26 protein-coding genes and 1 pseudogene are annotated in these 25,909 nt (G+C 63.5%); 16 read left to right on the forward strand and 11 right to left on the reverse strand.

Translation table 11 applies throughout. The annotated features are described in order from the left end of the window. Positions 1-93: 93 nt before the first annotated feature. The 4 genes from KDK82_RS29550 to KDK82_RS29565 form a co-directional block, all read right to left on the reverse strand. Entirely contained in the window at positions 94-699 is a 606-nt protein-coding gene (locus tag KDK82_RS29550) for an ATP-dependent Clp protease proteolytic subunit (RefSeq protein ID WP_012203975.1), read from the reverse strand. Between the two features lie 104 nt (positions 700-803). After that, entirely contained in the window at positions 804-1,160 is a 357-nt protein-coding gene (locus KDK82_RS29555) for an SRPBCC domain-containing protein (protein ID WP_088166975.1), read from the reverse strand. Then, entirely contained in the window at positions 1,157-1,471 is a 315-nt protein-coding gene (locus KDK82_RS29560) for a helix-turn-helix transcriptional regulator (RefSeq protein WP_012203973.1), read from the reverse strand. Before KDK82_RS29560 ends, KDK82_RS29555 begins: the two co-directional genes overlap by 4 nt. A 25-nt stretch (positions 1,472-1,496) precedes the next feature. After that, positions 1,497-1,889 (reverse strand): hypothetical protein, encoded by a 393-nt coding sequence (locus tag KDK82_RS29565; RefSeq protein ID WP_088167010.1) that lies wholly within the window; start codon positions 1,887-1,889, stop codon positions 1,497-1,499. A 122-nt stretch (positions 1,890-2,011) separates the two neighbouring features. On the opposite strand from KDK82_RS29565, the gene KDK82_RS29570 reads away from it, so the two are divergent. The 7 genes and pseudogenes from KDK82_RS29570 to KDK82_RS29605 all read left to right on the forward strand — a co-directional run. Then, on the forward strand, positions 2,012-2,344 hold the full coding sequence (locus tag KDK82_RS29570; protein WP_088166976.1) for a helix-turn-helix domain-containing protein: 333 nt from the start codon (positions 2,012-2,014) through the stop codon (positions 2,342-2,344). A 429-nt stretch (positions 2,345-2,773) separates the two neighbouring features. Next, the gene (locus KDK82_RS29575; RefSeq protein ID WP_088166977.1) at positions 2,774-3,205 is read left to right on the forward strand and encodes a hypothetical protein; all 432 of its coding nucleotides are present in this window, start codon (positions 2,774-2,776) and stop codon (positions 3,203-3,205) included. Between the two features lie 36 nt (positions 3,206-3,241). Next, on the forward strand, positions 3,242-4,264 hold the full coding sequence (locus KDK82_RS29580; protein ID WP_256974577.1) for an AAA family ATPase: 1,023 nt from the start codon (positions 3,242-3,244) through the stop codon (positions 4,262-4,264). Then, positions 4,203-6,806 (forward strand): S8 family peptidase, encoded by a 2,604-nt coding sequence (locus KDK82_RS29585; RefSeq protein ID WP_143343532.1) that lies wholly within the window; start codon positions 4,203-4,205, stop codon positions 6,804-6,806. The genes KDK82_RS29580 and KDK82_RS29585 overlap by 62 nt, the downstream gene beginning before the upstream one ends. 23 nt (positions 6,807-6,829) lie before the next feature. Next, a complete protein-coding gene (locus KDK82_RS29590; RefSeq protein ID WP_088166979.1) occupies positions 6,830-7,717 on the forward strand; it encodes a hypothetical protein in 888 nt (295 codons plus the stop codon). A 658-nt stretch (positions 7,718-8,375) separates the two neighbouring features. Continuing rightward, complete coding sequence (locus tag KDK82_RS29600) at positions 8,376-8,645, forward strand: type II toxin-antitoxin system prevent-host-death family antitoxin (RefSeq protein WP_088167012.1); 270 nt, start codon at positions 8,376-8,378, stop codon at positions 8,643-8,645. A 260-nt stretch (positions 8,646-8,905) separates the two neighbouring features. Continuing rightward, positions 8,906-9,061 (forward strand): annotated as a pseudogene (locus tag KDK82_RS29605) (DbpA RNA binding domain-containing protein); the annotation flags it as partial. A 162-nt stretch (positions 9,062-9,223) separates the two neighbouring features. Here KDK82_RS29605 and KDK82_RS29610 read toward each other — a convergent pair. After that, positions 9,224-10,171, reverse strand: coding sequence for a LysR family transcriptional regulator (locus KDK82_RS29610; RefSeq protein WP_088166981.1), 948 nt, complete (start codon positions 10,169-10,171; stop codon positions 9,224-9,226). A 66-nt stretch (positions 10,172-10,237) separates the two neighbouring features. Between KDK82_RS29610 and KDK82_RS29615 the strand changes: the two genes are divergently transcribed. Beyond that, entirely contained in the window at positions 10,238-11,020 is a 783-nt protein-coding gene (locus KDK82_RS29615; protein WP_088166982.1) for an SDR family oxidoreductase, read from the forward strand. A gap of 63 nt (positions 11,021-11,083) precedes the next feature. Here the strand turns inward: KDK82_RS29615 and KDK82_RS29620 are convergent, their stop codons facing one another. Both KDK82_RS29620 and KDK82_RS29625 read right to left on the reverse strand, forming a co-directional pair. Then, entirely contained in the window at positions 11,084-12,121 is a 1,038-nt protein-coding gene (locus KDK82_RS29620; RefSeq protein ID WP_088166983.1) for an LLM class oxidoreductase, read from the reverse strand. Between the two features lie 20 nt (positions 12,122-12,141). Then, the gene (locus tag KDK82_RS29625) at positions 12,142-12,765 is read right to left on the reverse strand and encodes a glutathione S-transferase family protein (protein WP_088166984.1); all 624 of its coding nucleotides are present in this window, start codon (positions 12,763-12,765) and stop codon (positions 12,142-12,144) included. Between the two features lie 117 nt (positions 12,766-12,882). Between KDK82_RS29625 and KDK82_RS29630 the strand changes: the two genes are divergently transcribed. Genes KDK82_RS29630 through KDK82_RS29640 form a run of 3 tightly spaced genes read left to right on the forward strand, consistent with a single transcriptional unit; the run spans position 12,883 to position 14,730 of the window. Then, positions 12,883-13,785 carry a LysR substrate-binding domain-containing protein gene (locus tag KDK82_RS29630; RefSeq protein ID WP_088166985.1) on the forward strand — a complete coding sequence of 301 codons (903 nt, stop codon included), beginning with the start codon at positions 12,883-12,885 and terminating at the stop codon, positions 13,783-13,785. Between the two features lie 29 nt (positions 13,786-13,814). Further along, the gene (locus tag KDK82_RS29635; RefSeq protein ID WP_088166986.1) at positions 13,815-14,282 is read left to right on the forward strand and encodes a MerR family DNA-binding transcriptional regulator; all 468 of its coding nucleotides are present in this window, start codon (positions 13,815-13,817) and stop codon (positions 14,280-14,282) included. Then, entirely contained in the window at positions 14,275-14,730 is a 456-nt protein-coding gene (locus KDK82_RS29640; RefSeq protein ID WP_088166987.1) for a PaaI family thioesterase, read from the forward strand. Before KDK82_RS29635 ends, KDK82_RS29640 begins: the two co-directional genes overlap by 8 nt. Before the next feature lie 106 nt (positions 14,731-14,836). On the opposite strand, the gene KDK82_RS29645 is transcribed toward KDK82_RS29640, so the two are convergent. The 4 genes from KDK82_RS29645 to KDK82_RS29655 form a co-directional block, all read right to left on the reverse strand. Beyond that, positions 14,837-16,138 (reverse strand): MATE family efflux transporter, encoded by a 1,302-nt coding sequence (locus KDK82_RS29645; protein ID WP_088166988.1) that lies wholly within the window; start codon positions 16,136-16,138, stop codon positions 14,837-14,839. Then, positions 16,135-16,572 (reverse strand): glycine-rich domain-containing protein-like, encoded by a 438-nt coding sequence (locus tag KDK82_RS32360; protein WP_143343533.1) that lies wholly within the window; start codon positions 16,570-16,572, stop codon positions 16,135-16,137. Before KDK82_RS32360 ends, KDK82_RS29645 begins: the two co-directional genes overlap by 4 nt. 524 nt (positions 16,573-17,096) lie before the next feature. Further along, entirely contained in the window at positions 17,097-18,212 is a 1,116-nt protein-coding gene (locus KDK82_RS29650) for a 3-deoxy-7-phosphoheptulonate synthase (RefSeq protein WP_034390997.1), read from the reverse strand. 72 nt (positions 18,213-18,284) lie between these two features. Then, entirely contained in the window at positions 18,285-20,516 is a 2,232-nt protein-coding gene (locus tag KDK82_RS29655; RefSeq protein WP_088166989.1) for a hypothetical protein, read from the reverse strand. 189 nt (positions 20,517-20,705) lie between these two features. Between KDK82_RS29655 and KDK82_RS29660 the strand changes: the two genes are divergently transcribed. The 5 genes from KDK82_RS29660 to KDK82_RS29680 all read left to right on the forward strand — a co-directional run bounded on the left by KDK82_RS29660 (position 20,706) and on the right by KDK82_RS29680 (position 25,888). Further along, positions 20,706-21,449, forward strand: a complete 744-nt coding sequence (locus tag KDK82_RS29660) for a GntR family transcriptional regulator (protein WP_012203963.1) — start codon at positions 20,706-20,708, stop codon at positions 21,447-21,449. Then, complete coding sequence (locus KDK82_RS29665) at positions 21,446-22,264, forward strand: 3-hydroxybutyrate dehydrogenase (RefSeq protein WP_088166990.1); 819 nt, start codon at positions 21,446-21,448, stop codon at positions 22,262-22,264. Before KDK82_RS29660 ends, KDK82_RS29665 begins: the two co-directional genes overlap by 4 nt. Positions 22,265-22,339: 75 nt before the next feature. After that, the gene (gene fahA, locus KDK82_RS29670) at positions 22,340-23,656 is read left to right on the forward strand and encodes a fumarylacetoacetase (RefSeq protein WP_088166991.1); all 1,317 of its coding nucleotides are present in this window, start codon (positions 22,340-22,342) and stop codon (positions 23,654-23,656) included. Between the two features lie 137 nt (positions 23,657-23,793). Further along, a complete protein-coding gene (locus tag KDK82_RS29675) occupies positions 23,794-25,386 on the forward strand; it encodes an SPOR domain-containing protein (RefSeq protein WP_088166992.1) in 1,593 nt (530 codons plus the stop codon). 151 nt (positions 25,387-25,537) lie between these two features. Then, positions 25,538-25,888 carry an I78 family peptidase inhibitor gene (locus KDK82_RS29680; RefSeq protein ID WP_088166993.1) on the forward strand — a complete coding sequence of 117 codons (351 nt, stop codon included), beginning with the start codon at positions 25,538-25,540 and terminating at the stop codon, positions 25,886-25,888. Positions 25,889-25,909 lie beyond the last annotated feature (21 nt).

Below are 25,909 nucleotides of genomic sequence, written 5' to 3' on the forward strand. Positions count from 1 at the left end.
TGCAACCCCGCAACCGCCACGCCGCAGGCGCGGACATACGGGAGTGGGGAGAAGGGGGGCGCGCGGTGCGCTGCGCCCTGCTGGCGCTGCGGCTCAGGGGGTTGCCGTGCGCCGGTCCAGAACCTTGTCTATCAGGCCCCATTCGCGGGCTTCTTCTGCGGTCATGAAGCGGTCGCGGTCCAGGTCGCGTTCCACCTCTTCGTAGCTGCGGCCGCAGTGCTGGGCGTACAGGCGTGTCACGCGGTCCTTGGTGCGCAGCATTTCCTCGGCATGGATGCGGATGTCGGAGGCCTGGCCCTGCACGCCGCCCAGCGGCTGGTGCACGTGCAGGCTGGCGTTGGGCAGGGCCATGCGGTGGCCGGGCTCGCCGGCCATGAGCAGGAAGGAGCCCATGGAGCGCGCCGTGCCCATGCACAGCGTGTGCACGGGCGACTTGATGAACTGCATGGTGTCGTACATGGCCAGCCCGCTGGTGATCACCCCGCCCGGCGAGTTGATGTAGAGGTGGATGGGCTTGTCCGGGTTCTCCGCCTCCAGGAACAGCAGTTGCGCGCAGACCAGGGCAGAGACCGCATCGTTGACCTCGCCGTTGAGAAAGATCACGCGGTCGCGCAGCAGGCGCGAGTAGATGTCGAAGGACCGCTCTCCGCGCGCCGACTGTTCGACAACCATGGGGACGAGCATCATCGATTCGCGCATGGGCGAACTCCTGTGTGTGGTGGTGAAAAAAAGAAAGGGCTGTGGCCCTGTGCCGCACGCCCCGTTGCCGGGGCCCTCAGGTCGCGTGTATCAGGTCAGGTGCATCAGGTCGCGTACATCAGGAAGCCGCCGTCGTTGGCCGCTTCCCTGGCCGGCTGCACCCGCGCATCGGTCAGCACATGGACGATGCGCAGCAGCGTGCCGCCATCGGCGCCGGGGCTGATCTGCAGGTCCACCGTGCTTTCCAGAAAGGGCGGCTCCGCCTCGCGCAGCCGCAGGCGCAGTTCCTGCTGCGGCACCTGCCGCAAAGGCTCGGCATGCTCGGTGCCCGGCAGCCACTGCGCGCGCAGCTCGGGAATGCTCAGCGCGCGCCAGACCTTCTCGGGCGAGGCGTCCAGCGCGTACTCCTGCACCAGCTCGCGGGCCGCATCGTCGGTGTCCATATCGCTCATCTTGTTCATTGGTCCATGTCCTTGAGCAGGCCCTTGAGGGCATCCACGCGCTGCGGCCAGTAGGCGCGGTACTTCGCCAGCCAACCCGCAATCTGCGCCAGCCCTTCGGGATCGACCTCGTAATGCATGAAGCGCCCCTGCCGCTGCTCGCTCACCAGCCCCGCGTTGCGCAGCACGGCCAGATGCTGGGACATGGCCGACTGGCTGATCTCCATCCCCTCGCGCAGCGCGCTGGCATGCATGCTGCCAGCGGCCAGCTTCTCGAAGATGGAGCGGCGCGTAGGGTCGGCCAGGGCCTTGAAGATGTCGTTCTCGGGCATGGCGACACTTTAGCAACCACTTATTTCAAATGCAAGCCCCGCACGCCAATCCCGCCGCCACGCCCTCATCCGCAAACCGCTTGGCCGCCTTGAGCAGATAGCTCACGGCATAGAGGATGGGGTCGTCGGCCTCATCCCCATTCAGATGGTCCACCACCTCGATGGCATAGCCCAGATTCACCGCCGTGTCGTGCAGCAGGCCGAGCAGTTCCTTGTCCTGCGGCTCCAGCGACTGCGCCTGATCGGCCTTCACGTAGTAGATGCGCAGCAGGTCCCGGCAGACGCAATTGATGGCCGTGATGTTGTGGCGTGCGTGCAAGTCCAGCACATCCAGCGCGGCGCCCATGTGCAGGACGGCGTCGATGACGAGGTCGTCGAGTTTGGGTTGGGGTGAGGTGGCGAGGTTGGGTTCATCCATGGAGGCTCCCTGGGCTTGGATCATGTCGAACAACATGCACACGCAAATCGACTGCGTGAGGCGTTATTCCATTCTACGAATTTCGTAGAGACGAAACCAACACACCCTACGACTATCGTAGGATGCCTCCACGGACCAAGCCACCCTCCAGCATATTTGGCAAACGCCTGCGCGAGGCAAGGCTGCGTACCGGGATGCCGCAGGACCAATTGGGGGTTGCCGTCGGTCTTGATGAGACAACGGCAAGTGCTCGGATGAGCAGATATGAAACCGGCGTCCATGAGCCTCCTCTGGATACTTCCAACCGGATTGCGCAAGTGCTTGGCGTGCCGACTGCCTACCTTTATTGCGAGGACGATGATCTGGCCGACGTGATCCTGGCGTGGAGCAAACTGGCTCGCGTCGGTCGGGCACAGGCGAAAAAAGCTGTGCTGGGGCTGGTGGCTGGGCGGTAGGGATGAACGCCTGGGCAGCCGCTATGACGGGATGTCGGCAGGATTGGGCGGCAAGAGATCACTGACTGCATATCGATATCGCCATGGGAGGCTGCTCTTCTCAGACGACGGCAAACGGCCAGAAGCGGTCGTTGGCGACAGTCGGCTATCAGGTCTAGGAATGAGGCGCAGCGACCTAGGCGAAATCTAGGAGGGGATGCAAAAGTACACATCCGCAACGTCGCAGTCGAAGGCCGCCCCGGATGGCTTTTCTGCCGAAACGCGTTGCCCCGGCCGGCAATACTCGGAGAACTCTTCAACCCAGGTGCGGCGCAGATTTATTCCACTGGGCTCCAACACGCGCTGGCGACAGCGCAAACATTGAGCCCTTGCGCCAGGACTTACATCAGTTGTAAAGAACATCAAAACCGCATCATATGCTGCGGTTTTATGATGTGGTTTATCATTGGGCACATCTATAATTGCCAGAAGGTCAAGGGCATGCCCAAATGTGGATCCGATCCTGTTTTTCAGGATGAGCTGCAGCGATTCGTCATCGATAATGAACTCACTGTGAACGGCGCAGCAACCTTGCTTGGTGTGGATCGCACGGTCTTCCGGCGAGCATTCAAGTTGGGTGCCGCGCTCGAGAGTTCGAAGAAGAAAATTCGCGAAGCGCTTGCAAACCACAACAAACGAGTCACTTCGGATGATGCGGTTCACGCGGTGGGTATGGGGGCGCATCCGACGCGACACGGCGCGCTCGCAGACTGCGATCTCAAGCAGATCAGGCGCGCCTGCGAGGGCGTGCTGGCACTGCTGGATCACTATGAAGCCCAGACCATGCGCAGAGAAATTCAAAAGCAAATCAGCTCCGACTGAAACGCAGAGGTAAGCGAAAGGGACGAAGATATGTCCATGGCCAAAAGTGAACGTGATCGACAGGCGTTGCAGCAGACGATGAAGGCAATCATTGCCGGGTCGAAGCGTACTTCCGCCAAGGCATCTTCCCAGGCATCCCTGCCTGGCCTTGAGGTGCCAACTCACTCGCGGGCCGCCCGTCCTCAAAGCCACGATTCCGAGTTGCCGGATCGCGTTGCCGAGTTGGTCCACTCCATCCCCGTACAGCGTCGCCTGTCGGATCTGGTACTAGCGCCCCAGGTCGTCGATGCCGTTGAGGAATTCATCGACGAGTTTTCGCAGGCGCCTCTGCTGCGGTCGCATTCGCTTGAGCCGAGGCATACGGTGCTGCTGCTTGGCCCGCCCGGCAACGGTAAGACCAGCTTGGCCGAGGCTATGGCGACGGAGCTGTCGCTGCCATTGCTGTCTGTGCGCTACGACGCTATCGTCGACAGCTTTCTCGGCGAGACATCGAACCGTCTGCGCCGTCTGATCGAGTACGCCACGCAGAACCCCTGCGTGCTGTTCTTCGACGAGTTTGAGGCGGTAGGCAAGGAGCGCAGCGACGCCCAAGAGACTGGCGAGATCAAGCGCGTTGTCTCCACGTTGCTCGTTCAGATGGATCGGCTGCCCAGCCATACGGTAATTGTCTGCGCGACCAACCACCCCGAGTTGCTCGACCGCGCAGTATGGCGCCGTTTTGAGATTAAGCTCGAGATCGACAAACCAGGTCCACAGCAACTCAAGGAGTGGTTTCAGAAATTCGAGGCCTCACTGGAAGCCCCTTCTGGCATTACGCCCCAAGAATTCGCCGACCATATGCGCGGTGAAAGCATGGCGACAGTTGAGGCCTTTACACTCGACGTACGTCGGAAAGTTGTGCTGTCGAGGGGCAAGATCAGCCCCGCAGAAGCCGTTCGACTAGTAATAGCCAGGGGTAATGCCCTTGCATCTACAGTAATAATTAAGGAGCAGTCGAGTGGCGACAAGCTTTCCGATCGTGCGACTAAAGCGCGCACCGGGAGAACGCGAAAGAGTTAAGGGTAGAAAGCCCCGCTTTCCGGCAAAGATTCCCTTTGATCGCCAAGCGCAGCGCCTAGCCCAGGTATTCATCAAAGCCGAGCAGAGCCTTGCGGCATACGCCGCTGGTGTCAACGTCGCCTCTGATCCGAGCGCCGTGGAGCCGGATCGCTGCTTGGTCTTCGAATTGCTCGGCGATGTGCCGGAGTTTAATATCGCCGCCAAGGCCCTCGGCCTGCACTGGCTAGCCACTGAAACGACGGGCGAATACGAGGATGATGAGAGTGATAGTGACGATGGCGATCCGGATGCACCGGAGAACCAGCGTCCCCAGCGGCTGTATCTTACGTTGCCCACGGAGGTAGCACTGAGAAGGCTGCTGGCTCAGTGGAAGAGATATGCGAGGGGTGAGGACTACGCGGGCGAAGGCCAACGGGAGCTCTGGAAGCTGTTCGGCTACCTGTACGACCTGCGAATCTGGTCTATACAGGACAGACTAGACCCCATGCTGGCGGCTTATGTCGCCAGCATTCTGGCCGATGACCCTAACGAGCAGGTCACGGTCGACCTCGACCTCTGGTACCGCAACGAGGAAGAGGCGCGCGACGGAGCGCTAGATACCTTGCACGAAATGCTCGAGGAGGTTGATGGCGAGTTGCTGGATCAGGTTGATATCCCGGAGATCCGCTTCCAGGGTGTGCGCATCCGCGTGCCAGCAAACGTGGCGTGTGACCTCGTTGATGGCAATGGCCGCATCGCTGCTTCCAAGGACGTCATGACTATCCGTCCACAGTCAGCGTTCGAATCTGCGATCGACGCCGAGCCTGCAGCTGTGGTGACCGAAATTGACGACCCCGATCTCACAGGCGATTGCATCGCAGCTTTGCTTGATGGCTATCCCGTTGACCGGCACAGACTACTGGCCGACCGCCTACACCTTGTCGAGGTTGACGTGAGCGGCGCCCTTGCACCCGCGCAAACACGCGAACACGGAACTGCGATGGCCTCGCTTATTATTCATGGTGACCTTAAGTCACCTGGGAGTGCGCCATTGAAGCGTCCGCTGGCTGTGCTGCCCGTGCTGGTGTCTCCGGGGCCGGGTCGCAGAGAGACTATGCCTGAGGGTAAGCTTCCCATCGGCGTGATCTACCGAGCTCTGAAAAAGATTACGTCGGCGACCCGCCAGGTAAACCCGGAGCTTGAGCGTGTCATCGTGATCAACCACTCGATATGCGACACCTATGCCCCCTTTGTGCGCCGAGCGACGCCCTGGGCAACGCTGCTGGACTACTTCAGCCACCATTGCAAACTGCTGTTTGTTGTGAGTGCCGGAAACATCTTCTCCAAGTTCCCTGTGGCAACCTTCCCAAATATCGCTGCCTATGAAGCAGCAAATCAACAGACCCGGGAAGCGGCACTGCTAGGTGCCATTGAGATGGCCAAGGCGACGCGCAGCATTCTAAGTCCTGCTGAGTCCGTGAATTCTCTAACTATCGGCGCCGTGCACTCCGACCACGCGACGCCCGACCACACCGCACCGCCGGATCCCTACCCAACGTTTGCGATGAGTAATCTCGCCTCGGCGGTCGGGCTTGGTGTGAACCGCAGCGTGAAGCCAGACTTCCTTCATGCTGGCGGCAGGTTCGCGGCCGGCCTGACTAACGTGCGGGGCGGCAGCCTGGAGATTCATGCCCGAGCCAGTGCGCACTACGGTCAGCAGGTCGCTGCGCCGGGTCCCGCCGGACAACTGAACCGCCGAATCCTCACGAGCGGAACCAGCAACGCGGCTGCTCTTACGACCCGCGCCGCTCATCTCATTGCCGACGCCCTAGACGACTTGTATGCTGATGATGAACGGAGCTGGCACGAGCTCAATACGCGCGCTGTCATGCTCAAAACACTTCTTGCCCACGGGACTTCCTGGGGAGACGTCGGCGACAGGCTCGACTCTGCCTATCCGCCGCGCGAACCCAAAAAGTGGTCACCGCGCCGCAACGCCATAACCCAATTCCTGGGCTACGGGCAGTTGGACCTATCGCGCGTCGTCAGCGGCGCGGAAAATCGCATTACGCTTCTGGCTGAGGACGTCATTCATGCCGGTGATCGCCACGAGTACATCGTGCCAATCCCCGCTTCGATGCTAAACAACCGCGAAGTGCGCACCGTGACGATTACGCTTTCTTGGTCGACACCCATGACGCTCACCACGGCCGACCGCAGGGCCGTAGTCCTGCAGTTGACGGGCATCAAGAACAACACCAGCAGTTTCTGGGACGGCATTGCACGGGCAGGCCGGGCCCAACCCAACGCCACCACGGCTAGCCGCGGTACGCTGATCCACATGGTGCAGGAAGGCAAGAAGCTGATGACCGACGCCAACGGGCGACTTGTTGTCGGTGTCCAGGCCAACTCGAAGGTTGGTTTTGAGACACATGACGTGCCTTATTCAGTGGCCATCACCCTTGAGCTTAGCCAATCGGTAAGAAGTCAACTCTATGCCGAAGTCCAAGCAGAGATCCAGCAGCGTGCCCGCGGTCGCACGCGCAACCGCATCACGACCTGACAGAATCTTCCTGAAAGACCTCTATGCCCAGCTACGATAAGAACGATTCTCTTGGTTCTCGCAATGACGACGACATTGCCGCGTACCTGCTGTCGATCGGCGACAGGAAAGAAGCGCGCTATTTTGCGCAGGAGGCTGGTGGGCAGTCGGCTTCATTCTTGAGCCGCCCATACAGGAGCACGGGTATGGTCCTCGGTTACATCCCGCCCGGCTCTACGGCTAAGCAAGTCACGAGCATCGGTGAAGTGACCGCTGATGCTAACTTGATCGACAGGCAGATCAAGATCACTCTCGACAAGTTCTTCATCGCTAAGTACCCCGGGTATGGCACACACTCGATCCTATGCGAGTTTTCCGGCAAGAACCAAGCAGTGGGTGAGACAGAGGAACTGTCATTTGCGATGCGCTTCGAGGCGCGTGACGATTCGGGGCCGGCCATCGCGGGCGCCCCTATCTTCATGGGACTGACCGTCGGCAAGGATGGCATCTCATTCAAAGGCAAAACCGTGAACGTGAAGAACTCGGGCGACGACCTCGTGATGGCCGTCTTCGAGACGCCAGCCTTCAAGAGCGGCCTCACCCTACTCAACACGGCCCAACCCGCCCTGAAGCCACTGACGAGCCTAGCTAGCGCTACCGTCGGCGCGATCGCCAAGCGGGGGAGCAACGCGCAGATCCACACCTTTGAGCTTGGGCTGGATTTCAACGGAAGTGCAACGTCGGCGCGACTTCGCTACGGATCTTATATTGTTGTGCAGACTGACGAAGGCAGCAACTGGGACTGGCGCGAGTATGAATGGAATGCCGCGGGCATGGCGTTGCACCCGGCTGGCCAGCCTGGCAAGACTCCACATTTCAACTATATGGTGTTTGCAGTGTCGCCGTTCTCATCTTTGGCGCCAAGTCGGTGATGCAGAGCTCCTGACGGCCTGGCGCAGACCGCGCCTGAATATCAGACTCAGGCGCCTTCTGTATTATCGATCGCACTGCATTTCACACAGAGCTGTTGGTGAGGTGAGGTGGCAGCAGACTAGTGGATGGGAATGTAGCGTCCCCGCGCAAAACCTTTTGAGGTCGGGTGTCTGCGATGGTCGCCAGCCGACTGCTGGCCGGCAGCTTCAGGCTGGTTGCGATCTGTTAGCAGATGCCCACGAGCTACATCGACCGAGCCTGAGCCTGAGCCTGAGCCTGAGCCTGAGCCTGAGCCTGAGCCTGAGCCTGAGCCTGCCATAGCCTGCAAGCGCTATTCCTGCAGTAACAGCAACCCACTATCGAGCAAGGCCGGATTGCATCGAGAGATCCGAAGGCTGAATTGGCACGTGCCCTAGGAATTCATCGGGCCACCAAATCCAGGCGCGGCACCACCTCATCTTCATCGCCGGGCAGCAGCTCAAAGGCTTTGCAGACCGCGCGCTCGACGCGCTTGGCTAGGTCTTCGTCGCTGAAGACCCCGGGGTACGTCTTGCGCAGCCTGCTGCTGGCGCTTCAAACGCCGCATCCGACCTGCGAGGCCCTTCCCGCGCGGTGGTTGGATTAGCCAAAATAGCCAATCATCGGAGGATGTCCACCATGCACGTCACCGCCACCGAAGCCAAGAATCGTTTTGGCAGCCTCTGCGCGCAAGCCAAGCGCGGGCCTGTGTTCGTCGAGAAGGCGGGTCAAGTCGACACGGTCATCCTCTCGGTCGAGCAGTACATGGCCTTGCAAGCCAAGCACGACGAAGCGGGCCGTGCCAACTGCGAAAAGACATTCGAAGCCGAATATGGCGAGTGGATCGCGGCGCAGAACGCCCGCGTTGAAGCCCACGGCATCCCCGGTGCCGACCTGCGTCCGTGGTGAGTCTGGGCGACTCCGACGCCATCGCCGGCAGCCCCATGACAGACCTCGTACCCTCCATGGCTTCAGCACCCCGCTGGCCGTCTTCTCGCACATGCCGGCAATGGCCCAGCAAGCCCCTGTTCTTTCTCAGTGACCAACGTGCCGCACCTCGGTCTTGAGAGCGCCAAAACAAAAATGCCGCCATGACTGCCCCCTCGGCTTCCCCCCATTCCTTCGACAAACTTGCGCTTTCGCCTGCGACGCTCGCCAATCTTGAGCGGCTCGGCTACACCTGCGAGCAAGTGGGCAAGATCGACATCAACGAGTTCGCAACCCATGTGGCCGTGGACCGCAAGAGTGCGCATGAGGTGGTTGCCAAGCTCAGTAGCGGGAAGATCAAGGGGCGGACGGTGAAGGCGCGCTTGCTCAAGGATTGAGGGGTTGCAGGCGTCGAGGCACGAACGACCACAACGGGTCGTTTCGCGCCAGCCACGGCCCATTCATGTTTCGTTGGGATCAACGACCAACGATGCTCCTGGCTGCTCACTGGGTCCGTCGGCCGCGCCCCCGCCTTGAAAGGTCTGGAAAGACCGTGCCTGTCATGGCTTCGCGGCGGTGCTGGCCGCCTTCGCCATTTCTGCTGGCGGCTGCAGCCCGTCTGCCAGCGCCGCACCCAGCGCGTCAATGACCGCCCGCACGCCCGGCACGTTGCGGCGGTCGCGGTGATAGGCCAGGTACACCGGGCAGGACGGCAGGGGCGCGTCCACCTCCAGCCGTGCCAGGCCGGGCACGGCATGGGCCATGGCGTCGGGCAGCAGGCAGATGCCCTGACCTTGCTCCGTGGCCTCCTGGCGGGCCAGGTCGGAGCCGGATCGAAAGACGAACCGGGTGGCGCCCCGGCTGGCCAGCCACAGATTGGAGGCGTCCTGCCGGCCGGTGGCCAGGTCCTGCCCCACGAAGTCGTGGCTGGCGAAGTCCTGCACGCGCAGGTGGCGACCCGGCAGGCGTTGCTCGACATAGCCGTGCGAGGCGTACAGGCCAAACGTCAGTTGCCCTGCCCATTTCTCCACCACCACGGCCGAGCTGGAGCGCCCGACCCTGAGCGCCACATCCACTTCGCGCCGCCCGACATCCGTGAAGCGCGACTCCACGGCCACTTCGATATGCAGTCCGGGGTGCGCGCTTCTCAACTGCGAGAGCACGGCGGTCACGGGCTTCACGAAGCCCTCGCCCATGCTGACGCGGATGGTGCCGGTCAGCGCATGGGCCTTCTCATCGGACCGGTCGTCGCGCTTGATGCCGCCCAGTCCCAGCTCGAATTGCTCGGCCAGTTCCACCAGTTCCATCGCATCGGGCTCGACCGTCGTCCCTGCGCTGCTGCGGTGAACCAGGGCGCGGCCCAGGGATTGCTCCAGCGCCTCGATGCGCCGCGCCACGGTGGAGGTGGACAGGCCCAAAGCCGCGCCTGCGGCAAGCAGGCTTTGGTGGCGGTGAAGCGCCAGGAGCACGCGCAGGTCATCCCAGGTGGTGGGCGGTTGGTTTTTCATGAATGCAAATCAGCTTACCAGCGCTGCCCATTCCCAGCCGGGCACCCCGTCGCAATACTCGAGTACATGAAAACCCCTTTTGATTTCTCCCAGAAAACCGTCCTGGTGACCGGCGCCTCCATGGGCATCGGCGAAGTATTCGCCAGGGAACTTGCCCGCCGTGGCGCCAAAGTCGTGCTGATCGCGCGCAGCCGCGACAGGCTCGAGAAGCTCGCCAGCGAATTGCCCGGCGCCGAATTCCTGGTCGAGGACCTGGCCACGCCCGGGGCGGCCCGGCGGGTTTTCGAGGCCGTCAGCGCCAGGGGCCTGCTGCCGGATCTGCTGGTGAACAACGCGGGCTTCGGCACCCATGGCAGGTTTGATGAACTGGCGCTGGCCATGCAGCGGGAGGCCATCGACCTGAATGTGGGTGCCCTGGTGGAGCTGACGCACCTGTTGCTCCCCGCACTGGAGCAGCGCCAGGGCGGCGTCATCAACATCGCCTCCACGGCAGCGTTTCAGCCGGTCCCGTACATGGCGGTCTACGCCGCGACCAAGGCCTTTGTCCTTTCGTTCAGCGAAGCGCTCTGGGCCGAGTACCGGCCGCGCGGCGTGCGCGTGCTGGCGTTGTGCCCGGGCGCTACCGACACGGCGTTCTTCGCCCGCGCCGGCGAGGCCGCATCCTTCGGGAAAAAAGCATCCAGCGAAGACGTGGTTCGCCTGGGGCTGAAAGCCTTCGACGACAACCGCGCCTCGGTGGTGCACGGTTGCGCCAACTACCTGACGGCCCTGGGCGCCCGCGTTGCCACGCGCGAGTTCATGGCCCGGTTCACGGCGCGCGTGATGAGGCCTGCAGCGCAGCCGGCTTGAATGCCCCCGGTCTCAGGGATGCAAGCTCGCCGCGGCCCGGCCATTCCTGACCCCGGCCTACGTTCACCAGTCAACCGCCACTGCCGGCAGCCCTTCGTGAGAGGGAAAGTGAGGCAGCACCTCCTGGGCCAGTTCCTCCAGCACCTCGGCGGGCGGGCGCTGTGTCCACTGGATGCCCAGCGCCGCGTGGTTCACCCCCGCCGCCTGCCACTGTTCGAGCAATGCCACCAGTCCCTTGCGCCCGGTGCGCAGGACATAGCCCCCATGCAACGGGGTTGGGGGATGGCCGGGGTCATCGACCAGGTCGATCCACTCGTTCGTCATGTGCGGGCGGAATGCGCCTCCAGGGATCAGGTCACGCCAGGCGCGGATTTTTTCCGCCAGGTGCTGGGGCCCCCGGGGTGTATGGGTGGCACCGGGGTAGGTCAGCCAGCCATCTGCATGCTCTGCAATCCATGGCAGCGATTGGCCGGACGATCCCGTCACCATCAGCGGAATGCTCCCCGCAACGGGCTGGGGGAGAAACTCGGCGCCTTCCAGGCGCCCCAGCGGGGAGTCGATGTCCAGGAGCCCAGGCTGCATGAGCTGGCGCATATAGGCAACCGCGTGGGAAAAGCGCTGTGCCCGGGCGGCGTGTTCCAGTCCGTAGGCGGGAAACTCCCTCGGCCTGTCGCCAGAGGCCAAGCCCATCACCAGCCGGCCGCCGGAGAGCTGGTCAATGCTTGTGGCGGCCTTGGCCAGGTCGATCGGATGGCGCAGGGAGACGATGGCGCTGCCGGTGGCCAAGGCGACCTTGCGCGTACGGGCTGCCAGGAAGGACAGGTAGGTGAAGGGGTCGAACACCTGCCCAGCGTCCCCGAACGAGGGATCGAACAAGGGGACATCGCGCACCCACACGGTGGCAAAGCCATGCTGGTCGATGCGGGTGACCAGATCGGCCTGCCCGCGCAGCACCGACATGTCGCCCTTGTAGCTGCGCAGCGGCAGGAAGATGCCCACGGTCAGCCGGTCTGGTGCAAACATGCGCCGGTAGCCAGGGTGTGCGTAGAACGAGGCATAGGAAGCCCCACCCGTGCGCGGGGAGAGAGGAGTTGCGTTCATTGTGTGGACCTGACTCGTGTTCATGCGCCGGTTGCCGGTGCCGGCAGCGCGATGCCCTTGCGCACCGCAGGCCGGGCCGCTACCCGCTCATGCCATGCACTCAGATGGCGGTGCCGGCTGAAGTCGAAGTGGATGATTCGCGCGATGTGCATCCAGCCGAAATGGGCAATGTCTGCAATGGAGTAGCAGTCGCCGGCCAAGTAGGAACGGCCCTCCAGCGCGTGGTCCAGCACCGTGAACGCCACCTCCGTCAGGCGCCGGTAGCGTTCGATTGCGGCAGGAACCGGGCTGTCCGCGAACAGCTCGAAGTGCACGCGCTGGCCCAGCAGCGGCCCGACACTGGACGCATGGAATTGCAGCCATTTGATCGCCTCCCAGCGGGCCTGCAGGTCCTCTGGCAGCAGCTGTCCGGTCCTGTCGGCCAGGTACAGAAGAATGGCCGCTGACTCAAACAACACCACACCCGTCTCGCTGTCCGTGAGCACGGGAATGCGGCCATGGGGATTCAGCGCCAGAAAGGCCGGCTGCCGGTGCTCGCCTTCATCGATGCGCACATGGTGCAGCTGGTAAGGCAGCGAAAGCTCTTCAAGCGCAATGGTCGCCTTGAAGCCATTGGGGGAGCTGTCTGAATAGAGATGGAGCATTTAAATTTTAGATAAACTTAATTCATAGAATCGCTGGAAACACTTATTCTCAACAGATATACGTCTAATTTAAAGCGATGATTTCTGCTCCATGAATTTAGTAAATCTAAAAACAAGATGACCTACCCATTGCAGGCGCTGCGCACTTTCGTGGAAGTGGGGCAGCGCAAAAGCGTCAAGGCCGCGGCGCAGGCCCTGCACGTCACGCCCGGCGCCGTCAGCCAGCAGATCCGCGTGCTGGAAGACCGCCTGGGAGTGGTGTTGCTGGAGCGTGAGCGCCTTGGCATGCGGCTGACCGAGGCAGGCGCCAGCGTGTTCCCCAGGCTGCGCGAAGCGTTTCTTCAAATCGACCAGGCCATGCACGACCTGGAAAGCACCAAGGCAAGACGGAGCCTGACCGTCAGCACGGTCGCCACGTTCGCGGCATCCTGGCTGGTGCCCCGGCTGGGGCGTTTCAAGCAATTGCACCCGGACATCGAAATCCGCGTGGAGGCCACGTCGGAACTGGTGGACCTGCGGCGCGACCGGGTGGACGTGGCCTTGCGCCATGGGCTGGGAGACTATCCGGGGCTGGAGGTTCTCCCCCTCATGGCGCCGGTTCTGACGCCCGTCGCCTCGCCGGGATTCCTGAAGGTGCACGGGGCCGTCATCCATGAAGCAGGCGATTGCCTGGGCTACCCCCTGCTGCATGACGGCGACCGCGCAGACTGGCCGCTCTGGCTGAAAGCGCATGGCGTGGCCGACGACATGCGCGCGGAGCGCGGCAGTGCCTTTGACGATGACTTCCTGCTGATCCGTGCGGCAGAGGCTGGCCAGGGCCTGGCGCTGGTGCCGCAGGCCTATGCCCAGGAAGAAATCGCGGCGGGCCGGCTCATCCAGGTGCTGGACAAGCCATGGCCCGCAAGATTTGCCTACTACGCGGTGACACGACCCGGAGCGGCCGACCGCCCCGAAGTGCGTGCATTCCTGGAATGGATTCGCGAAGAGGCGGGAAAAAACCTGTCCCCTCCCCAACCCTAGCGCAGCACAAGCCTTGCTAGCCTTGGCACATGCTGATCTCCGAACTCGCCCAGCTCACGGGCGTCTCCATCCACGCGCTGCGCCACTACGAGCGCGCGGGCCTGCTCAAGCCCCGGCGCCTGCCCAATGGCTACCGCGACTATCCGCGCTCGGCCCGGCGCGAGGTGGTGTTCATCGCCATGTCCCGCGCGCTGGGGTTCGGGCTGCCGCGCATTGCGGAGAACCTGCGCGCCTGGCGTGCGGGGCGCATAGGCCCCGGAGACCTGGCCGATGCCGTGCAGCAGCGCGTGCAGGAGATAAACGAACAGATCGCCGCGCTACAGGCCCAGCGCGCCCAGGCCCTGGACCATGTGCAGTGGCTGCGCGCCCGCCAGGCCGAGCGGGATTTGGCGCAGATGGCACCGGCACCAGCCAGCACCCCCGACAAACCCGCCGCGCCCTGGCCGCGCGTGCGCCGCGCCGCTTCACCCACCACGAAGGAGACAAGCCATGACTGAGCCGACCACGCACCCCACCCCATCCACCCAGGCGCTGCAGAAGGCCGTGCTGGCCATGCCCATGGCGCGCACCCTGGGCCTGCGCTTCGTGCGGGCCGAGCCCGGCGCCACCGAGCTGGAGATGCCCATTGCCGATGCCCTGTGCTTTCAGCCGGGCCAGTTGCAGGCCACGGCGATCTTTGCGCTGGGCGACTTTGCGGCGGTGTCGGCCGCAGGCTCTGTGCTACCGCCAGGCTGGGCCAATGCCACGGTGGACGGCAGCGTGAAGCTCTTCGCCCCCGCACGCGGCACCCACCTGCGGGCGCGCGGCCGCGTGGTGGATGCCGGCCGCGTGCTCAGCATCTGCGCAGCCGACCTGTACGCGGTGGCGGAGGATGGGCATGAAACGCATTGCGCGACCTGGCTGGGGACGGCGCGCAATCTGGAGCCCAGGCCAGCGCGGGCCTGAGGGCGCTTCCGCCGCCTCCCCACCCCGTATGTCAGCGCCTGCGTCGTGGCGGTTGCGGGGCTGCAAGGTTGTCGAAGGGCAGACGACCTCGCCAAGGCCACCACAGCTACAAGCTTTTCTTCAAGCCAATCTTCTCTTCAGATAGAGACTCTCGCCTATTGTGAATAAGCAATACCAACATCACACAGGACACGAGAGAAGAAAACGAGAAAATATAGTTGATCATGGAATAACTGGAGCCATGAAATCCCAACGACATCGGGGCAAAAAACACCAATGCGTAAACAATCCAAAAAATGATTCTTGACGACCAATAAAGACCTAGCCCACCAGAAATTGCTGCCGCATAGAAGAACACCACATCCGTAACTCCTTTGCACACCAAGGAAAGGAATCCCTCACCGACAATTTGAGAACCATTCGCTTCTGATATTTCATAGAACAGCATGAATACAGACAATGCAACAACTGGAATAATGGCACAAAAAATCATCAATGACGATGAATCTCTAATGAACTGAAATTGCACTGCCCATTTTCCACGATTTTTGGATATCTCCATTGCCAGAAGAGCACAGACTCCCATGGCAGGCAGTTCTGCCAAAAGCAATACGGCAGAAGCTTGAGATTGAATTGCAGAATACATTGCACCCAGCCCTGCAATAGACATTGACAATATATAAAGCAGATATTTCCCAAAGAACGCATTGGCATAGCCAGGGATCAAAACGGAAAATATTCTTCTGCCAGGCAAAACCCGAAAATTGAATGAAAATCTGAATTGACAGTATTTCCGCATCAAGGCATATGCGGCAACGGAAAAAATGATGTCACTGAACAGATAGGCCAGAGCGACCGAATCATCACTCATCCACTCATTCTTCCCAAGCAGCGCCAGCACAACAATCACACAGGCTGCATGGAAAAAAACCTGCCACATTCTGAATTTTGCAACGATGGCAGTATGTGATCTTGACTCAAGAACGCAGCTACATACATTGATGAATCCGAAGAATGGAATACACAGAATTATCAATCTTGCCTGCGATACGGCCCCATCCAACAGTTCCTCTGGCAAACCGGATATCAGGGTTTTCGAGATAACAGGAAGCCAATACACCAGAATAAAACAAAACCCGGTGTATAGGAGGACCAGCCAAAACAGCAAACTGATGAGTGAGTCCGATTGCTCCTTCTCTTTGCTGGCAGCCATTTCTGAAAAGAAGATGGCGCCAATACTCGCTGGCAATACAAAGAAAAGTGATGCAAAGGAAAGGGCTATGCTGAATTGGGCAACGAGAGTCGAGCTATAAAAACTAATGGCAAAAATGGTGACCATGGAGGCAAGCGGTGGGGCGGCGCGTCCAACTGCAAGATCAAATACCCGCTTTGCATCACCAGGCCTCATACTTGATCCTCCTCCGCAGAATCAAAACCCATGATATATGACCCGAATTCTTTGAAATGAAGATCCTGGGTTATTTTGAAGGAGTCATGCATTTTTTTATTATCCTCCGGACCTCTCATTCCGAAGTATGGATAATGATGAAAATAATGACCAAATATATTGTAGCAATCCTTAAAATATTTCTCCGTGTCCAAAATATGATGATGCCATATTTCATCAATTTCCGAAGAAGGAGGTATATGGTCGTAAGATCGGTAGTATTTTCTATTTATCCATAGGAAATTTTTGTAGTAACGAATAGCCACCTCCAATGCATCGTTACTCCACAATATTGCAATATTAGGATCAGGCTGCGTCAACTTCAAAAATAGCATACTGAAATCCATCGATTCTATATATATTCTTGATTGTTCCAAATCAGGCTTGACCAACATGTTTCACCTCATGCATTGCTTGTGATGTTTCAACAATGAAAAAAGGGGCATTTGCCCCTTTTTTTAAGTATGATCAGGCCATCTGCCTTCACAATGCTGACCAGTTGCCATTTTTTGGCCGGACACGCATTTCATGATTTTTCTCTTCTGGATTTTCATATCAGTCCTCTGATGAATTTCGATCACTGTTATCAGCAATCGGTCGGTGGGATACCAACGCATGTGCACCTCGCATGAGAATAAAACATGCAGATGCAGCAATTGAAAATTCTTTTCGCCAATCCGGATTGGCTAAATCATTGACTGCAAAACTTTATGACGCAATCGGACTAATCTGAAAAGCGTGATGCGAGCCTGTGCTGCACCAGCATCTGAATGAAGTTAGCAGTCTGCCGGCCCTGGATTTACATCGGCGACTCATATGCACGCCACTGCGCTGTGGCGGTTGCAGTATTGCAGTCCTGCCGAAGGACAGGACTGCCCCATTGCCTGACACGGGTCCAAAACAGACCCGGCCAGTCAACTCATCCCCGCAGCTTCAACCGCCGCGCCTTCACCGCCGCAGCCAACTGCTCCAGCACAGGCACGGTCTGCTCCAGGCTGATGCAGGCATCGGTCACGGACACGCCATGCGCCAGCGGCTGGCCGTCCACGATGTCCTGCCGCCCTTCCTGCAGGTGGCTTTCGATCATCAGCCCCGTGATGCGGGCATCGCCACCGGCGATCTGCTGGGCCACGTCGGCCGCCACGTCGATCTGGCGACGGTGCTGCTTGCTGCTGTTGGCGTGGGAGACATCGATCATGACCTGCGGGCGCAGGCCTGCGCCTTCCAGCAGGGCGCAGGCGGCCTGCACATGCTCGGCGCCGTAGTTGGGCTGCTTGCCGCCGCGCAGGATGACGTGGCAGTCGCCATTGCCGCGGGTCTCGAAGATGGCGGACTGGCCCATCTTGGTCATGCCCATGAAGGCGTGGGGAGCGCTGGCCGCCTGGATGGCATCGCTGGCTACCTTGACGCCGCCGTCCGTGCCGTTCTTGAAGCCCACGGGGCAGGACAGGCCGCTGGCCAGCTGGCGGTGGCTCTGGCTTTCCGTGGTGCGCGCGCCGATGGCGCCCCAGCTGACCAGGTCGCTGATGAATTGCGGCGACAGCAGGTCCAGGAATTCCGTGCCCACGGGCAGGCCCAGGGCCAGCACGTCCAGCAGCAGGGCGCGGGCCATTTCCAGGCCTTCGTTGATGGCGAAGCTGCCGTCCAGGTGCGGGTCGTTGATGTAGCCCTTCCAGCCTACGGTGGTGCGGGGCTTCTCGAAGTAGACGCGCATGACCACGAGCAGCTCGCCGGCCAGGGCGTCGGCCTGGGCCTTGAGCTGGCGCGCATAGTCCATGGCCTGGTCGTGGTCGTGAATGGAGCAGGGTCCGACGACGACGATGAGCCGGTCGTCCCGGCCCTGCAGCACGTCCGAGATGGCGGCGCGGCTGGTTTCCACCAGTTGCTGCGCGGCCTCGGGCGCGGGCAGCCATTCCTGCAGCAGGGCCGGGGTGATCAGGGGGCGCACGGCTTTGATGCGCAGGTCGTCGATGCGAGTGGTGTCGTGCGTGCTCAGGGGCACGGCACTGCGTTGTACGTGGGTGGGGGTGGTCATGGCGCTATTGTCGCGCCTTGAGGTTTCCCGACCGGGGCGGGGCAAGTGGCTTGCCCGCCCCTTGGCATCGACTTACTGAGCCGCCGCTGCAGGTGCCGGTGCCGCTGCTGGCGCAGGCGCAGCCGGCACAGCGGCCGGCGCCGCCCCGTACTGCCAGCCGGCGGGCAGCAGGCCATCGATCCAGTGCAGGCGCCAGGCCATCAGCGCCAGCAAGGCCACCACGGCCAGCGTCACCAGGGTGTTGCGCAGGCCGTTGCCTTCCGCATAGGGATCGCCCGCCGTGCGCCGTGCACCCACCGGCACCTTGGCGGTCTGCGACAGGCTGCGGCCCAGCGGCAGGTTGATGCGCATGCGGCCGTTGATGGCCCAGCCGCTGGCGTCCAGGATGGGACCCAGGCTGCGCTGGCGCAGCTTGAGCCAGGCAATCATCATGCTGGGCCCGGAGATGGCCGCGATGAGGCCGACCAGGGCCACGGGAATCCAGGGCCCCAGGTCGATGAACTTGCCGAAGATGCCCACCAGCACGGCGCTGATGGAGCCCAGGGCCACGCCCAGGGCGGCCACGGTGCCCACATCGGTCTTGCGCGGAGCGGCCGCAGCCGTGGCGGCTGTGGCGTTGGCCGCAGCGGTGCCGGGCGCCGTGACCAGCTGACCGGCCTGCGTGCCCAGGCTGGCGGTCACGCCCTCTTCCTTGGCCGAGGCGCGCTTGGCCACCTGTTCCTCCACCATGCGCAGGAATTTCTTGTAGGGCAGGAAGAAGGCCTGGCCGATGCTGGTGGGGTTCTCGATGAGCTTGACGATGGTGGCGTCCCAGTCGTTGCCCGCGCAGTCATAGAACACGCCGTTGCGGCCCACGAAGAGAAAGTCCACGTCGCCCGCCGTGAAGGCCGCGACGATGGCTTTCTTCTTGCCCTCGCGCCGCAGCTCGCAGTAGGCCAGGCAGGTCTTGGCACGGCCGGCCAGCGCGGCGTGGGCGGCGGTGTCGCTCACTTCCACGGTCAGGTCGCAGCTGCGCGCATCCAGGTAGAGCGTGCCGGCCTGGAAGGCCGCGCCCTCGCGCCGGTAAAAGAGGCTGAACGAGACGAAGTTGTTGAGCAGCACCAGCAGGTCGCGCTGCAGGCGGATGAGCTTTTCCAGCGCCACGGCCTGCAGGCTGTGTTCCTTCTCGGACTCGTCATGGGCGATGAGGTCCAGCAGCGCGGCTTCCTGCCCGCCGTCCAGCAGCGCCTGCACCTCCTGTTGCGGCAGGGCATCGAGCGGCGTGGCGGGCCGGGCTGCCAGCCATTGGCGGCAGGGCTGCAGGGCGGCCTTGACCTGCTCCCACTGCGCAGCGGTGATCTCCTGCAGGTCTTCACCCAGCACGGGCTGCACGGCCTGCTCGCGCAGGGCCTGCAGCGCGCCGGCCCAGGCGGGGTTGACGCCCTGGGCCAGCGGCAGCGCGCGGTCAGCCGACACGGCAGCCAACGGCAGGGCGGCAATGGCTTGGGCGCCGCTGTCCAGCACTTCGCGGCCCAGGGCGGCATAGCCTTCGATGGAGGGGTTGAGAGGGTCCTGCGCGCGCGTGTCGAAGGCGGCCAGCCGCGTGCGTGCGAAGAAGTCGTCCACCTTGGCCTGCACCGCGTCCACGGCGCGGGCCGCGGCCAGGGCCTGGTCGCGCTCGGCAATGCCGCAGCCCAGGGCTTCGGCGCCTGCATGCCAGTCGCGCAGGGAACGCAGGTCGGCATAGAAGGACTCGGCCTGCTTGCGTGCGATGCCGGCCACGCCATCGGCGCCCGCCGCCGTGCCATAGGCCTTGCCGATGCGCTCGACCAGCGCGGCCAGCGCCTTGTCGTCCCCGGCGGTGGCGGGGCTGACGATGCCGTCGCCATTGAAGCGCATGGCCGCCAGGGAGGCCAGGCGCTCGCGCACCTGGGCCAGGCTCAGCGCGGCGCCGCCGGCCTGGCCGGACAGGGCCAGCATGCGCTCGGCCTCGGCATGCAGCAGGGCGCCCTGCTCGCTGTCGCGCTCCAGGCTGGACAGTTGCAGCACGTCGCCGCCATCGGCCAGCACCTGGGGATCACGCACGCGCGCCACGGCCCATTGGCAGGCGGCAATCAGTTCGGGCGGGCGGATGCGGCCGTCCTTGTCCTCGTCGATCAGGTCCAGCGTGTCGCTGTCGAACTCGATGCCGCGCGTGGGGCAGGCCAGGGCCACCCACAGCTTCTGGTCCAGCTCGCCGATGTGCGCAATGTCCTGCCCGGTGCGGATGACCACCTGGTCCACTCCACCGGCGCGAAAAAACTCCCAAGCATGTTGCTGCTGCATGAAATACCCAACGGCCGCTCTGGCCAACATTCAAAAAACGAAAACGAAAAACCGAAAAAGGGCCGCAGTTTAAAAGTCATTCGGCCTGCTCAATTGAAGACATTTGTCAACGATGGGCGTCAGCACAGGCTGTCAGGGCTGGCGCTTTGTGTGAAAATAAAAGCACTGAATAGATACTTTATTGCCTCCATGCCCTCCAACTCCACCGCGTCGGCCCCTCAACAAGGCCGGGACAAGCTGCACCTGCAGCTGGCGCGGCTGTTCCGCAGCAAGGTGTCCACGGGCGCCTGGCCCGTAGGCAGCGCCATTCCCACGGTGCAGGAGCTGGAGGCGCTGCATGGCGTGTCGCGCACCACGGTGCGCATGGCGCTGGGCGCCCTGGTGGCAGAGGGCCTGCTGCTCACGCGCAAGCGCGGCGGCACGCGGGTGATTGCGGCGCCCTACAAGCCGCCGTCCTTCCTGCTGCCCACCAGCTGGAAGGAGCTGGTGGCCTTTGGCGCCCACATCGGCCAGATCACCCTGCACACCGGGCGCGACTGCCTGCCGCCGATTCCCGAAGGCTTCCCCGACGTGGGCCGCATGGCCCCCGCCTACGTGCACCTGCTGCGCGTGTACGACCATGACGCGGCGCGGTTTTGCCTGTCGCAGCTGTACCTGGAGCAGGAACTGTTCCCCGAGATCGAGGCCCAGCTGGAGCGCAGTTCCCTGGCCGTGGCCCTGAGCAGCGACCCCTCGCGCATTGCCGTGGCGCGCCAGCACCTGAGCGTGGCGCCGGCCGACGAACTGGCCGCCGAGCACCTGGGCGTGGCCCTGGGCACGCCGCTGATGCAGGCGCTGCGCTGGGCATGCAATGCCGACGGGCTGCTGATCTACTGGGCGCGGGTGCGCTTTCTCAGCGAGTACGTGCATATGGAAATGGATCTTCTGAAATGAACCCCATCCCCTCCTCCCCGGCTTGCCGCCCGCATGCGGGCCGCGTGGCCTGGATCACCGGATCGACCAGCGGCATCGGCCTGGCCGTGGCGCGCCATCTGGCCGGCGAGGGCGCGGCCATCGCGCTGCATGGCCAGGCCGCCGCATCGGCCGAGACCGATGCACTGGTGCGCGAGATCGCCCAAACGCATGGCGTGCCGGTGCGCCACTACGGACTGGACCTGCGCGACGGCAGCGCCATCGCACCGCTGGCGCAGCGCATTGCGGCCGAGATGGGGCCCATCGACATCCTGGTCAACAACGCAGGCATGCAGCATGTGAGCCCGCTGCTCGAATTCCCGGCCGGCAAGTGGGACGAGCTGCTGGCCGTCAACCTCTCGGCGCCCTTCCATGCCATCCAGGCCTGCGCGCCGCAGATGCTGGAGCGCGGCTGGGGGCGCATCATCAATATCGCCTCGGTCAGCGGACTGGTGGGCGTGGCGCGCAAGCCGGCCTATGTGGCCAGCAAGCACGGGCTGATCGGCCTGACCAAGTCGGTGGCGCTGGAGTTCGCCACCACGCCCGTGACCTGCAACGCCATCTGCCCGGGCTGGGTGCTGACGCCACTGGTGCAACGACAGATCGATGCGCTGGCAGCGCGCGAAGGGCTGGATGCCGAAGCGGCGGCGCGCCAGCTGCTGGGCGCCAAGCAGCCCTCCCAGGCCTTCGTGACCGTGGAGCAGGTGGCGGCGCTGGCCGGTTTCCTGGCCAGCGAGCAGGCCGCCCAGGTGCGCGGCGCACACTGGAACATGGACGGCGGCTTTGCCGCCGCCTGACCCCGCCACGCCTCGCCCTGCCCCGCCAAACCCCTTTTCAGACCAACGACAGACAAACCCAACCAGGAGAGACAGATGTCCTTGAACGAAACCCATGACGCAGGCCTGCGCAGCTGGGTGGCCTCGGCCAACACCGGCGCCAGCGACTTTCCCATCCAGAACCTGCCCTACGCGGTGTTCCGCCGCGCAGGCAGCCAGGAGGCCTGGCGCGGCGGCGTGGCCATTGGCGACCAGGTGCTGGACCTGGCGCGCGCCAGCGCCCTCAAGGCGCTGGGCGATGCCGTGCAGCCGCAGCTGGAAGCCGCTTCGCAACAGCACCTGAACGGCTTCATGGCCATGGGACCTGCCGCCTGGTCGGCCCTGCGCCTGGCGCTGTCGCGCGCGCTGCGCGAAGGCGCTGCCGCACAGGCGGTCCTGCAGGATTGCCTGGTGGCCCAGTCCGACGTGGAATACACGGTGCCGGCACAGGTGGGCGACTACACGGACTTCTACACCTCGGTGCACCACGCCACCAACGTCGGCAAGCTGTTCCGCCCGGACAACCCGCTGATGGAAAACTACAAGTGGGTGCCGATTGGCTACCACGGCCGTGCGTCCAGCCTGCGCGTGTCGGGCGTGGACTTCCGCCGCCCCATGGGCCAGCTGAAGGCGCCCGACGCCGCCGCGCCCGCGCTCAAGCCCTGCGCACGCCTGGACTATGAGCTGGAGATGGGCATCTACACCGGCGCCGGCAACGCCTGGGGCGAGGCGATTTCCATGGACGAGGCAGAGAACCACATCTTCGGCCTGTGCCTGCTCAACGACTGGTCGGCGCGCGACATCCAGGCCTGGGAATACCAGCCGCTGGGCCCCTTCCTGTCGAAGAACTTCGCGTCCTCGCTGTCGCCCTGGATCGTGACGCTGGAGGCGCTGGAGCCCTACCGCACGGCCTTCACGCGGCCCGCCGCAGATCCCCAGCCCCTGCCCTACCTGAGCTCGGCCGCCAATTCCGAGCGCGGCGCGTTCGACGTGCAGCTGAGCGTGGCGCTGGAGACCGGCCGCATGCGCGCCGAAGGCCAGGCCGCCCAGCAGATCACCCACACCAGCTACCGCCACGCCTACTGGACCATGGCCCAGCTGGTGGCCCACCACAGCGTCAACGGCTGCGACCTGCAGCCCGGTGACCTGCTGGGCACGGGCACGCTGTCCGGCCCCACCTCCAGCGAGGCCGGTGCGCTGCTGGAGCTGACCGAAGGCGGCAAGAAGCCCGTGGCCCTGGCCAATGGCGAGAGCCGCACCTTCCTGCAGGATGGCGATGCCGTGATCCTGCGCGGCTGGTGCGAGAAGCCGGGCGCCGCGCGCATCGGCTTCGGCGAGTGCCGCGCCACCGTGCTGCCCGCGCGCCAGGCCTGATGGCAAAGGCAGATCGATCGGGGCCGATGGATCGGCCCGATTGATCTGCGCGATTGATCTGCGCGATTGATTCACCCGATCGATCCGCCCGAATGTCGTGATTCCGACAGCCATGAGTGCATGACACAATTGCTGACATGCCCGCCCCATCGGAAGACGCCATCTCAGCACCTCCCGCCACCATCGACTTCGGAAGGCAGGCGGCCCCTGCCCGGCAGGAGCCCGGCAGTGCCAGCAGGCCCGACACGGCCGACTCTCCCAAGAGCCCCAGCAAACTGCCACCCTCTATAGCCAGCGCCTTCGCCGCAGCAGCCTATGCGCTGCAGCACGGCGATGACGCCGCTACCCCCAACGAGCGGGCAGGCGCCGGCGCGCATTCCGGCGTCACCAGCTTCACCGGCGGACAGGGCACCGGCCTGATGCCGGGCCTGTACGCCAGCCTGATTGGCGAGCCCTCTCGCGACTATTACCTGCGCCTGTTCGAGCGCTTCGACGCGCTGGGCAAGCCCTTGCCTACCTGGAACCTGGCCGCAGGCCTGTTCACCCTGCCCTGGTGCGGGCTGCGCGGGCTGTGGCAAGAGGGTGGCCTCTATGCGCTGGCCGCCGGCGGCACGGGCCTGGTCTGGGGCCTGCTGCTGCGCCCCGCGCTGGGCCTGCCCCCGGCGATTGCCCACGGCATCGATGCCACGCTGATCCTGCTGGCCATTGCCATTCCCGGCCTGGGCGCCAATGCCCTGTACTGGCACCATGTGCGCCGCCACACGCTGCAAGCCATTGGCGAGGCCCCCAACATGGCCGCAGCGCACGAACGCCTGGCCCGCCGCGCGGCCACGCCCCTGCGCAAGCGGCTGGCCGTGGCGGCCGGTGCGGTGCTTGCCGCCGCTGCCGGTGCAGGCATCTGGGCGCTGTCGGGCATGCCACATTTCATGGCGGCACAGACCGAGGTGATTCCGTCCGAGGTGATCCCGTCCGAATCCATACCGGCCGCTGCACCAGTTTCGCCAGCTGCACCAGCCGTGGCGCCAACGCCCGCCGCAGCCGTAGCTGCCGTTGAAACGCCAAGGACGGAACTGGCGCCCACACCCGCCCCCACTCCTGCTCCCACTCCCTCCCCCACGCCCCAGCCGCAAGAGCCGGCTGCCCAGACCGAGGCGCGCCCTGATCCGCAAGCGCCCTTGCCCGCCGCCGGCAGCACCGTCTCCGGCACGGTCGAACCCATGCCCGCAGTGGCAGCGGCCGGCGCTGCGGGTGCCGTCGCTGCCACTGCAGCTGCAGCCATTCCCGTCAAGGCCGCGTTGGTGCCAGCCAAAGCACCTGCACCTGCGCCAGCGTCCGTGCACGCAGCCACGCCAGCGCCCGCAAAGCCCTCCAAGGTGGCGGCTGAAACCAAACCAGCCAAGCCAGCCAAGCCTGCCGAACCCGTCGCAAAGGCCGCGGCACCTGCCAAGGCCGCCTCGGCGGCTCTGGAGCCGGGCAACTACTACATCAACATCGGCGTGTTCTCTGAAGCTGGCAATGCCGGGCGCGTGGTGGAGCGGCTGGAGAAAGCCAAGCTGCCCACGCTCAGCCAGACCCTGCACAGCAACAAGGGCGAGATCGTGCGCGTGCGCTCGGGCCCCTTTGCCAAGCAGCGCAGCGCCGATCAGGCGGCGGCCAAGATACGCGCCATGGGCATGGAGGCCACGGTCTTCCACCACGCCCCCGCGGAAGGCCGCAGCGCGCGGCGCTGAAGCCTTTGCTGCCACCTGTTACTTCCGCATGCCTTCGGCTTCGCCTTGGCCCGGCTCAGCCCGGCTAAGGTATGCGGCATTGTCCGAGGCAGCGCGCCCGCGCCCGCCCTGATACTGCGCAGCAACACCCCATGAATCGAGGAGACAGACCATGCCGATGACCGCCCCCGCCCTCCAACGCCGCCTTGCCGCCCTGCCCCTGCTGGGCGCCACCACCCTGGTGGCAGGCTGCGCCGGCATGAGCAATCCTTTTGGTGGCAGCGGCGGCGGTGGGGCGCAACCGGCCCCGCGCCCCGTGCAGGTCTGCAATGCGGCATCGGCGCAGTCCTTCGTGGGCAAGAGCAATACCTCGGCCACGCTGGAGGCCGCCCGCAAGCAGTCGGGCGCCTACATGGCCCGCGTGCTGCGCGAAGGCCAGCCAACGACGATGGAGTTCAACCAGGAACGCCTGAACCTGGTGGTCGATGGAACCGGCCGCATCTTGGCCGTGCGCTGCGGCTGATCGCCGACCGATTGCGCTGTG

Origin of the sequence: Delftia sp. K82 (assembly GCF_002193035.1) — a bacterium.
GTDB lineage: Bacteria > Pseudomonadota > Gammaproteobacteria > Burkholderiales > Burkholderiaceae_C > Comamonas > Comamonas acidovorans.

Bases quoted from the DNA above. Each gene is read 5' to 3' on its own strand.
- KDK82_RS29550 (WP_012203975.1), bottom strand. From the start codon at position 699: ATGCGCGAATCGATGATGCTCGTCCCCATGGTTGTCGAACAGTCGGCG.
- KDK82_RS29555 (WP_088166975.1), bottom strand. From the start codon at position 1,160: ATGAACAAGATGAGCGATATGGACACCGACGATGCGGCCCGCGAGCTG.
- KDK82_RS29560 (WP_012203973.1), bottom strand. From the start codon at position 1,471: ATGCCCGAGAACGACATCTTCAAGGCCCTGGCCGACCCTACGCGCCGC.
- KDK82_RS29565 (WP_088167010.1), bottom strand. From the start codon at position 1,889: ATGGATGAACCCAACCTCGCCACCTCACCCCAACCCAAACTCGACGAC.
- KDK82_RS29570 (WP_088166976.1), top strand. From the start codon at position 2,012: ATGCCTCCACGGACCAAGCCACCCTCCAGCATATTTGGCAAACGCCTG.
- KDK82_RS29575 (WP_088166977.1), top strand. From the start codon at position 2,774: ATGATGTGGTTTATCATTGGGCACATCTATAATTGCCAGAAGGTCAAG.
- KDK82_RS29580 (WP_256974577.1), top strand. From the start codon at position 3,242: ATGGCCAAAAGTGAACGTGATCGACAGGCGTTGCAGCAGACGATGAAG.
- KDK82_RS29590 (WP_088166979.1), top strand. From the start codon at position 6,830: ATGCCCAGCTACGATAAGAACGATTCTCTTGGTTCTCGCAATGACGAC.
- KDK82_RS29600 (WP_088167012.1), top strand. From the start codon at position 8,376: ATGCACGTCACCGCCACCGAAGCCAAGAATCGTTTTGGCAGCCTCTGC.
- KDK82_RS29610 (WP_088166981.1), bottom strand. From the start codon at position 10,171: ATGAAAAACCAACCGCCCACCACCTGGGATGACCTGCGCGTGCTCCTG.
- KDK82_RS29615 (WP_088166982.1), top strand. From the start codon at position 10,238: ATGAAAACCCCTTTTGATTTCTCCCAGAAAACCGTCCTGGTGACCGGC.
- KDK82_RS29620 (WP_088166983.1), bottom strand. From the start codon at position 12,121: ATGAACGCAACTCCTCTCTCCCCGCGCACGGGTGGGGCTTCCTATGCC.
- KDK82_RS29625 (WP_088166984.1), bottom strand. From the start codon at position 12,765: ATGCTCCATCTCTATTCAGACAGCTCCCCCAATGGCTTCAAGGCGACC.
- KDK82_RS29630 (WP_088166985.1), top strand. From the start codon at position 12,883: ATGACCTACCCATTGCAGGCGCTGCGCACTTTCGTGGAAGTGGGGCAG.
- KDK82_RS29635 (WP_088166986.1), top strand. From the start codon at position 13,815: ATGCTGATCTCCGAACTCGCCCAGCTCACGGGCGTCTCCATCCACGCG.
- KDK82_RS29640 (WP_088166987.1), top strand. From the start codon at position 14,275: ATGACTGAGCCGACCACGCACCCCACCCCATCCACCCAGGCGCTGCAG.
- KDK82_RS29645 (WP_088166988.1), bottom strand. From the start codon at position 16,138: ATGAGGCCTGGTGATGCAAAGCGGGTATTTGATCTTGCAGTTGGACGC.
- KDK82_RS32360 (WP_143343533.1), bottom strand. From the start codon at position 16,572: ATGTTGGTCAAGCCTGATTTGGAACAATCAAGAATATATATAGAATCG.
- KDK82_RS29650 (WP_034390997.1), bottom strand. From the start codon at position 18,212: ATGACCACCCCCACCCACGTACAACGCAGTGCCGTGCCCCTGAGCACG.
- KDK82_RS29655 (WP_088166989.1), bottom strand. From the start codon at position 20,516: ATGCAGCAGCAACATGCTTGGGAGTTTTTTCGCGCCGGTGGAGTGGAC.
- KDK82_RS29660 (WP_012203963.1), top strand. From the start codon at position 20,706: ATGCCCTCCAACTCCACCGCGTCGGCCCCTCAACAAGGCCGGGACAAG.
- KDK82_RS29665 (WP_088166990.1), top strand. From the start codon at position 21,446: ATGAACCCCATCCCCTCCTCCCCGGCTTGCCGCCCGCATGCGGGCCGC.
- fahA (WP_088166991.1), top strand. From the start codon at position 22,340: ATGTCCTTGAACGAAACCCATGACGCAGGCCTGCGCAGCTGGGTGGCC.
- KDK82_RS29675 (WP_088166992.1), top strand. From the start codon at position 23,794: ATGCCCGCCCCATCGGAAGACGCCATCTCAGCACCTCCCGCCACCATC.
- KDK82_RS29680 (WP_088166993.1), top strand. From the start codon at position 25,538: ATGCCGATGACCGCCCCCGCCCTCCAACGCCGCCTTGCCGCCCTGCCC.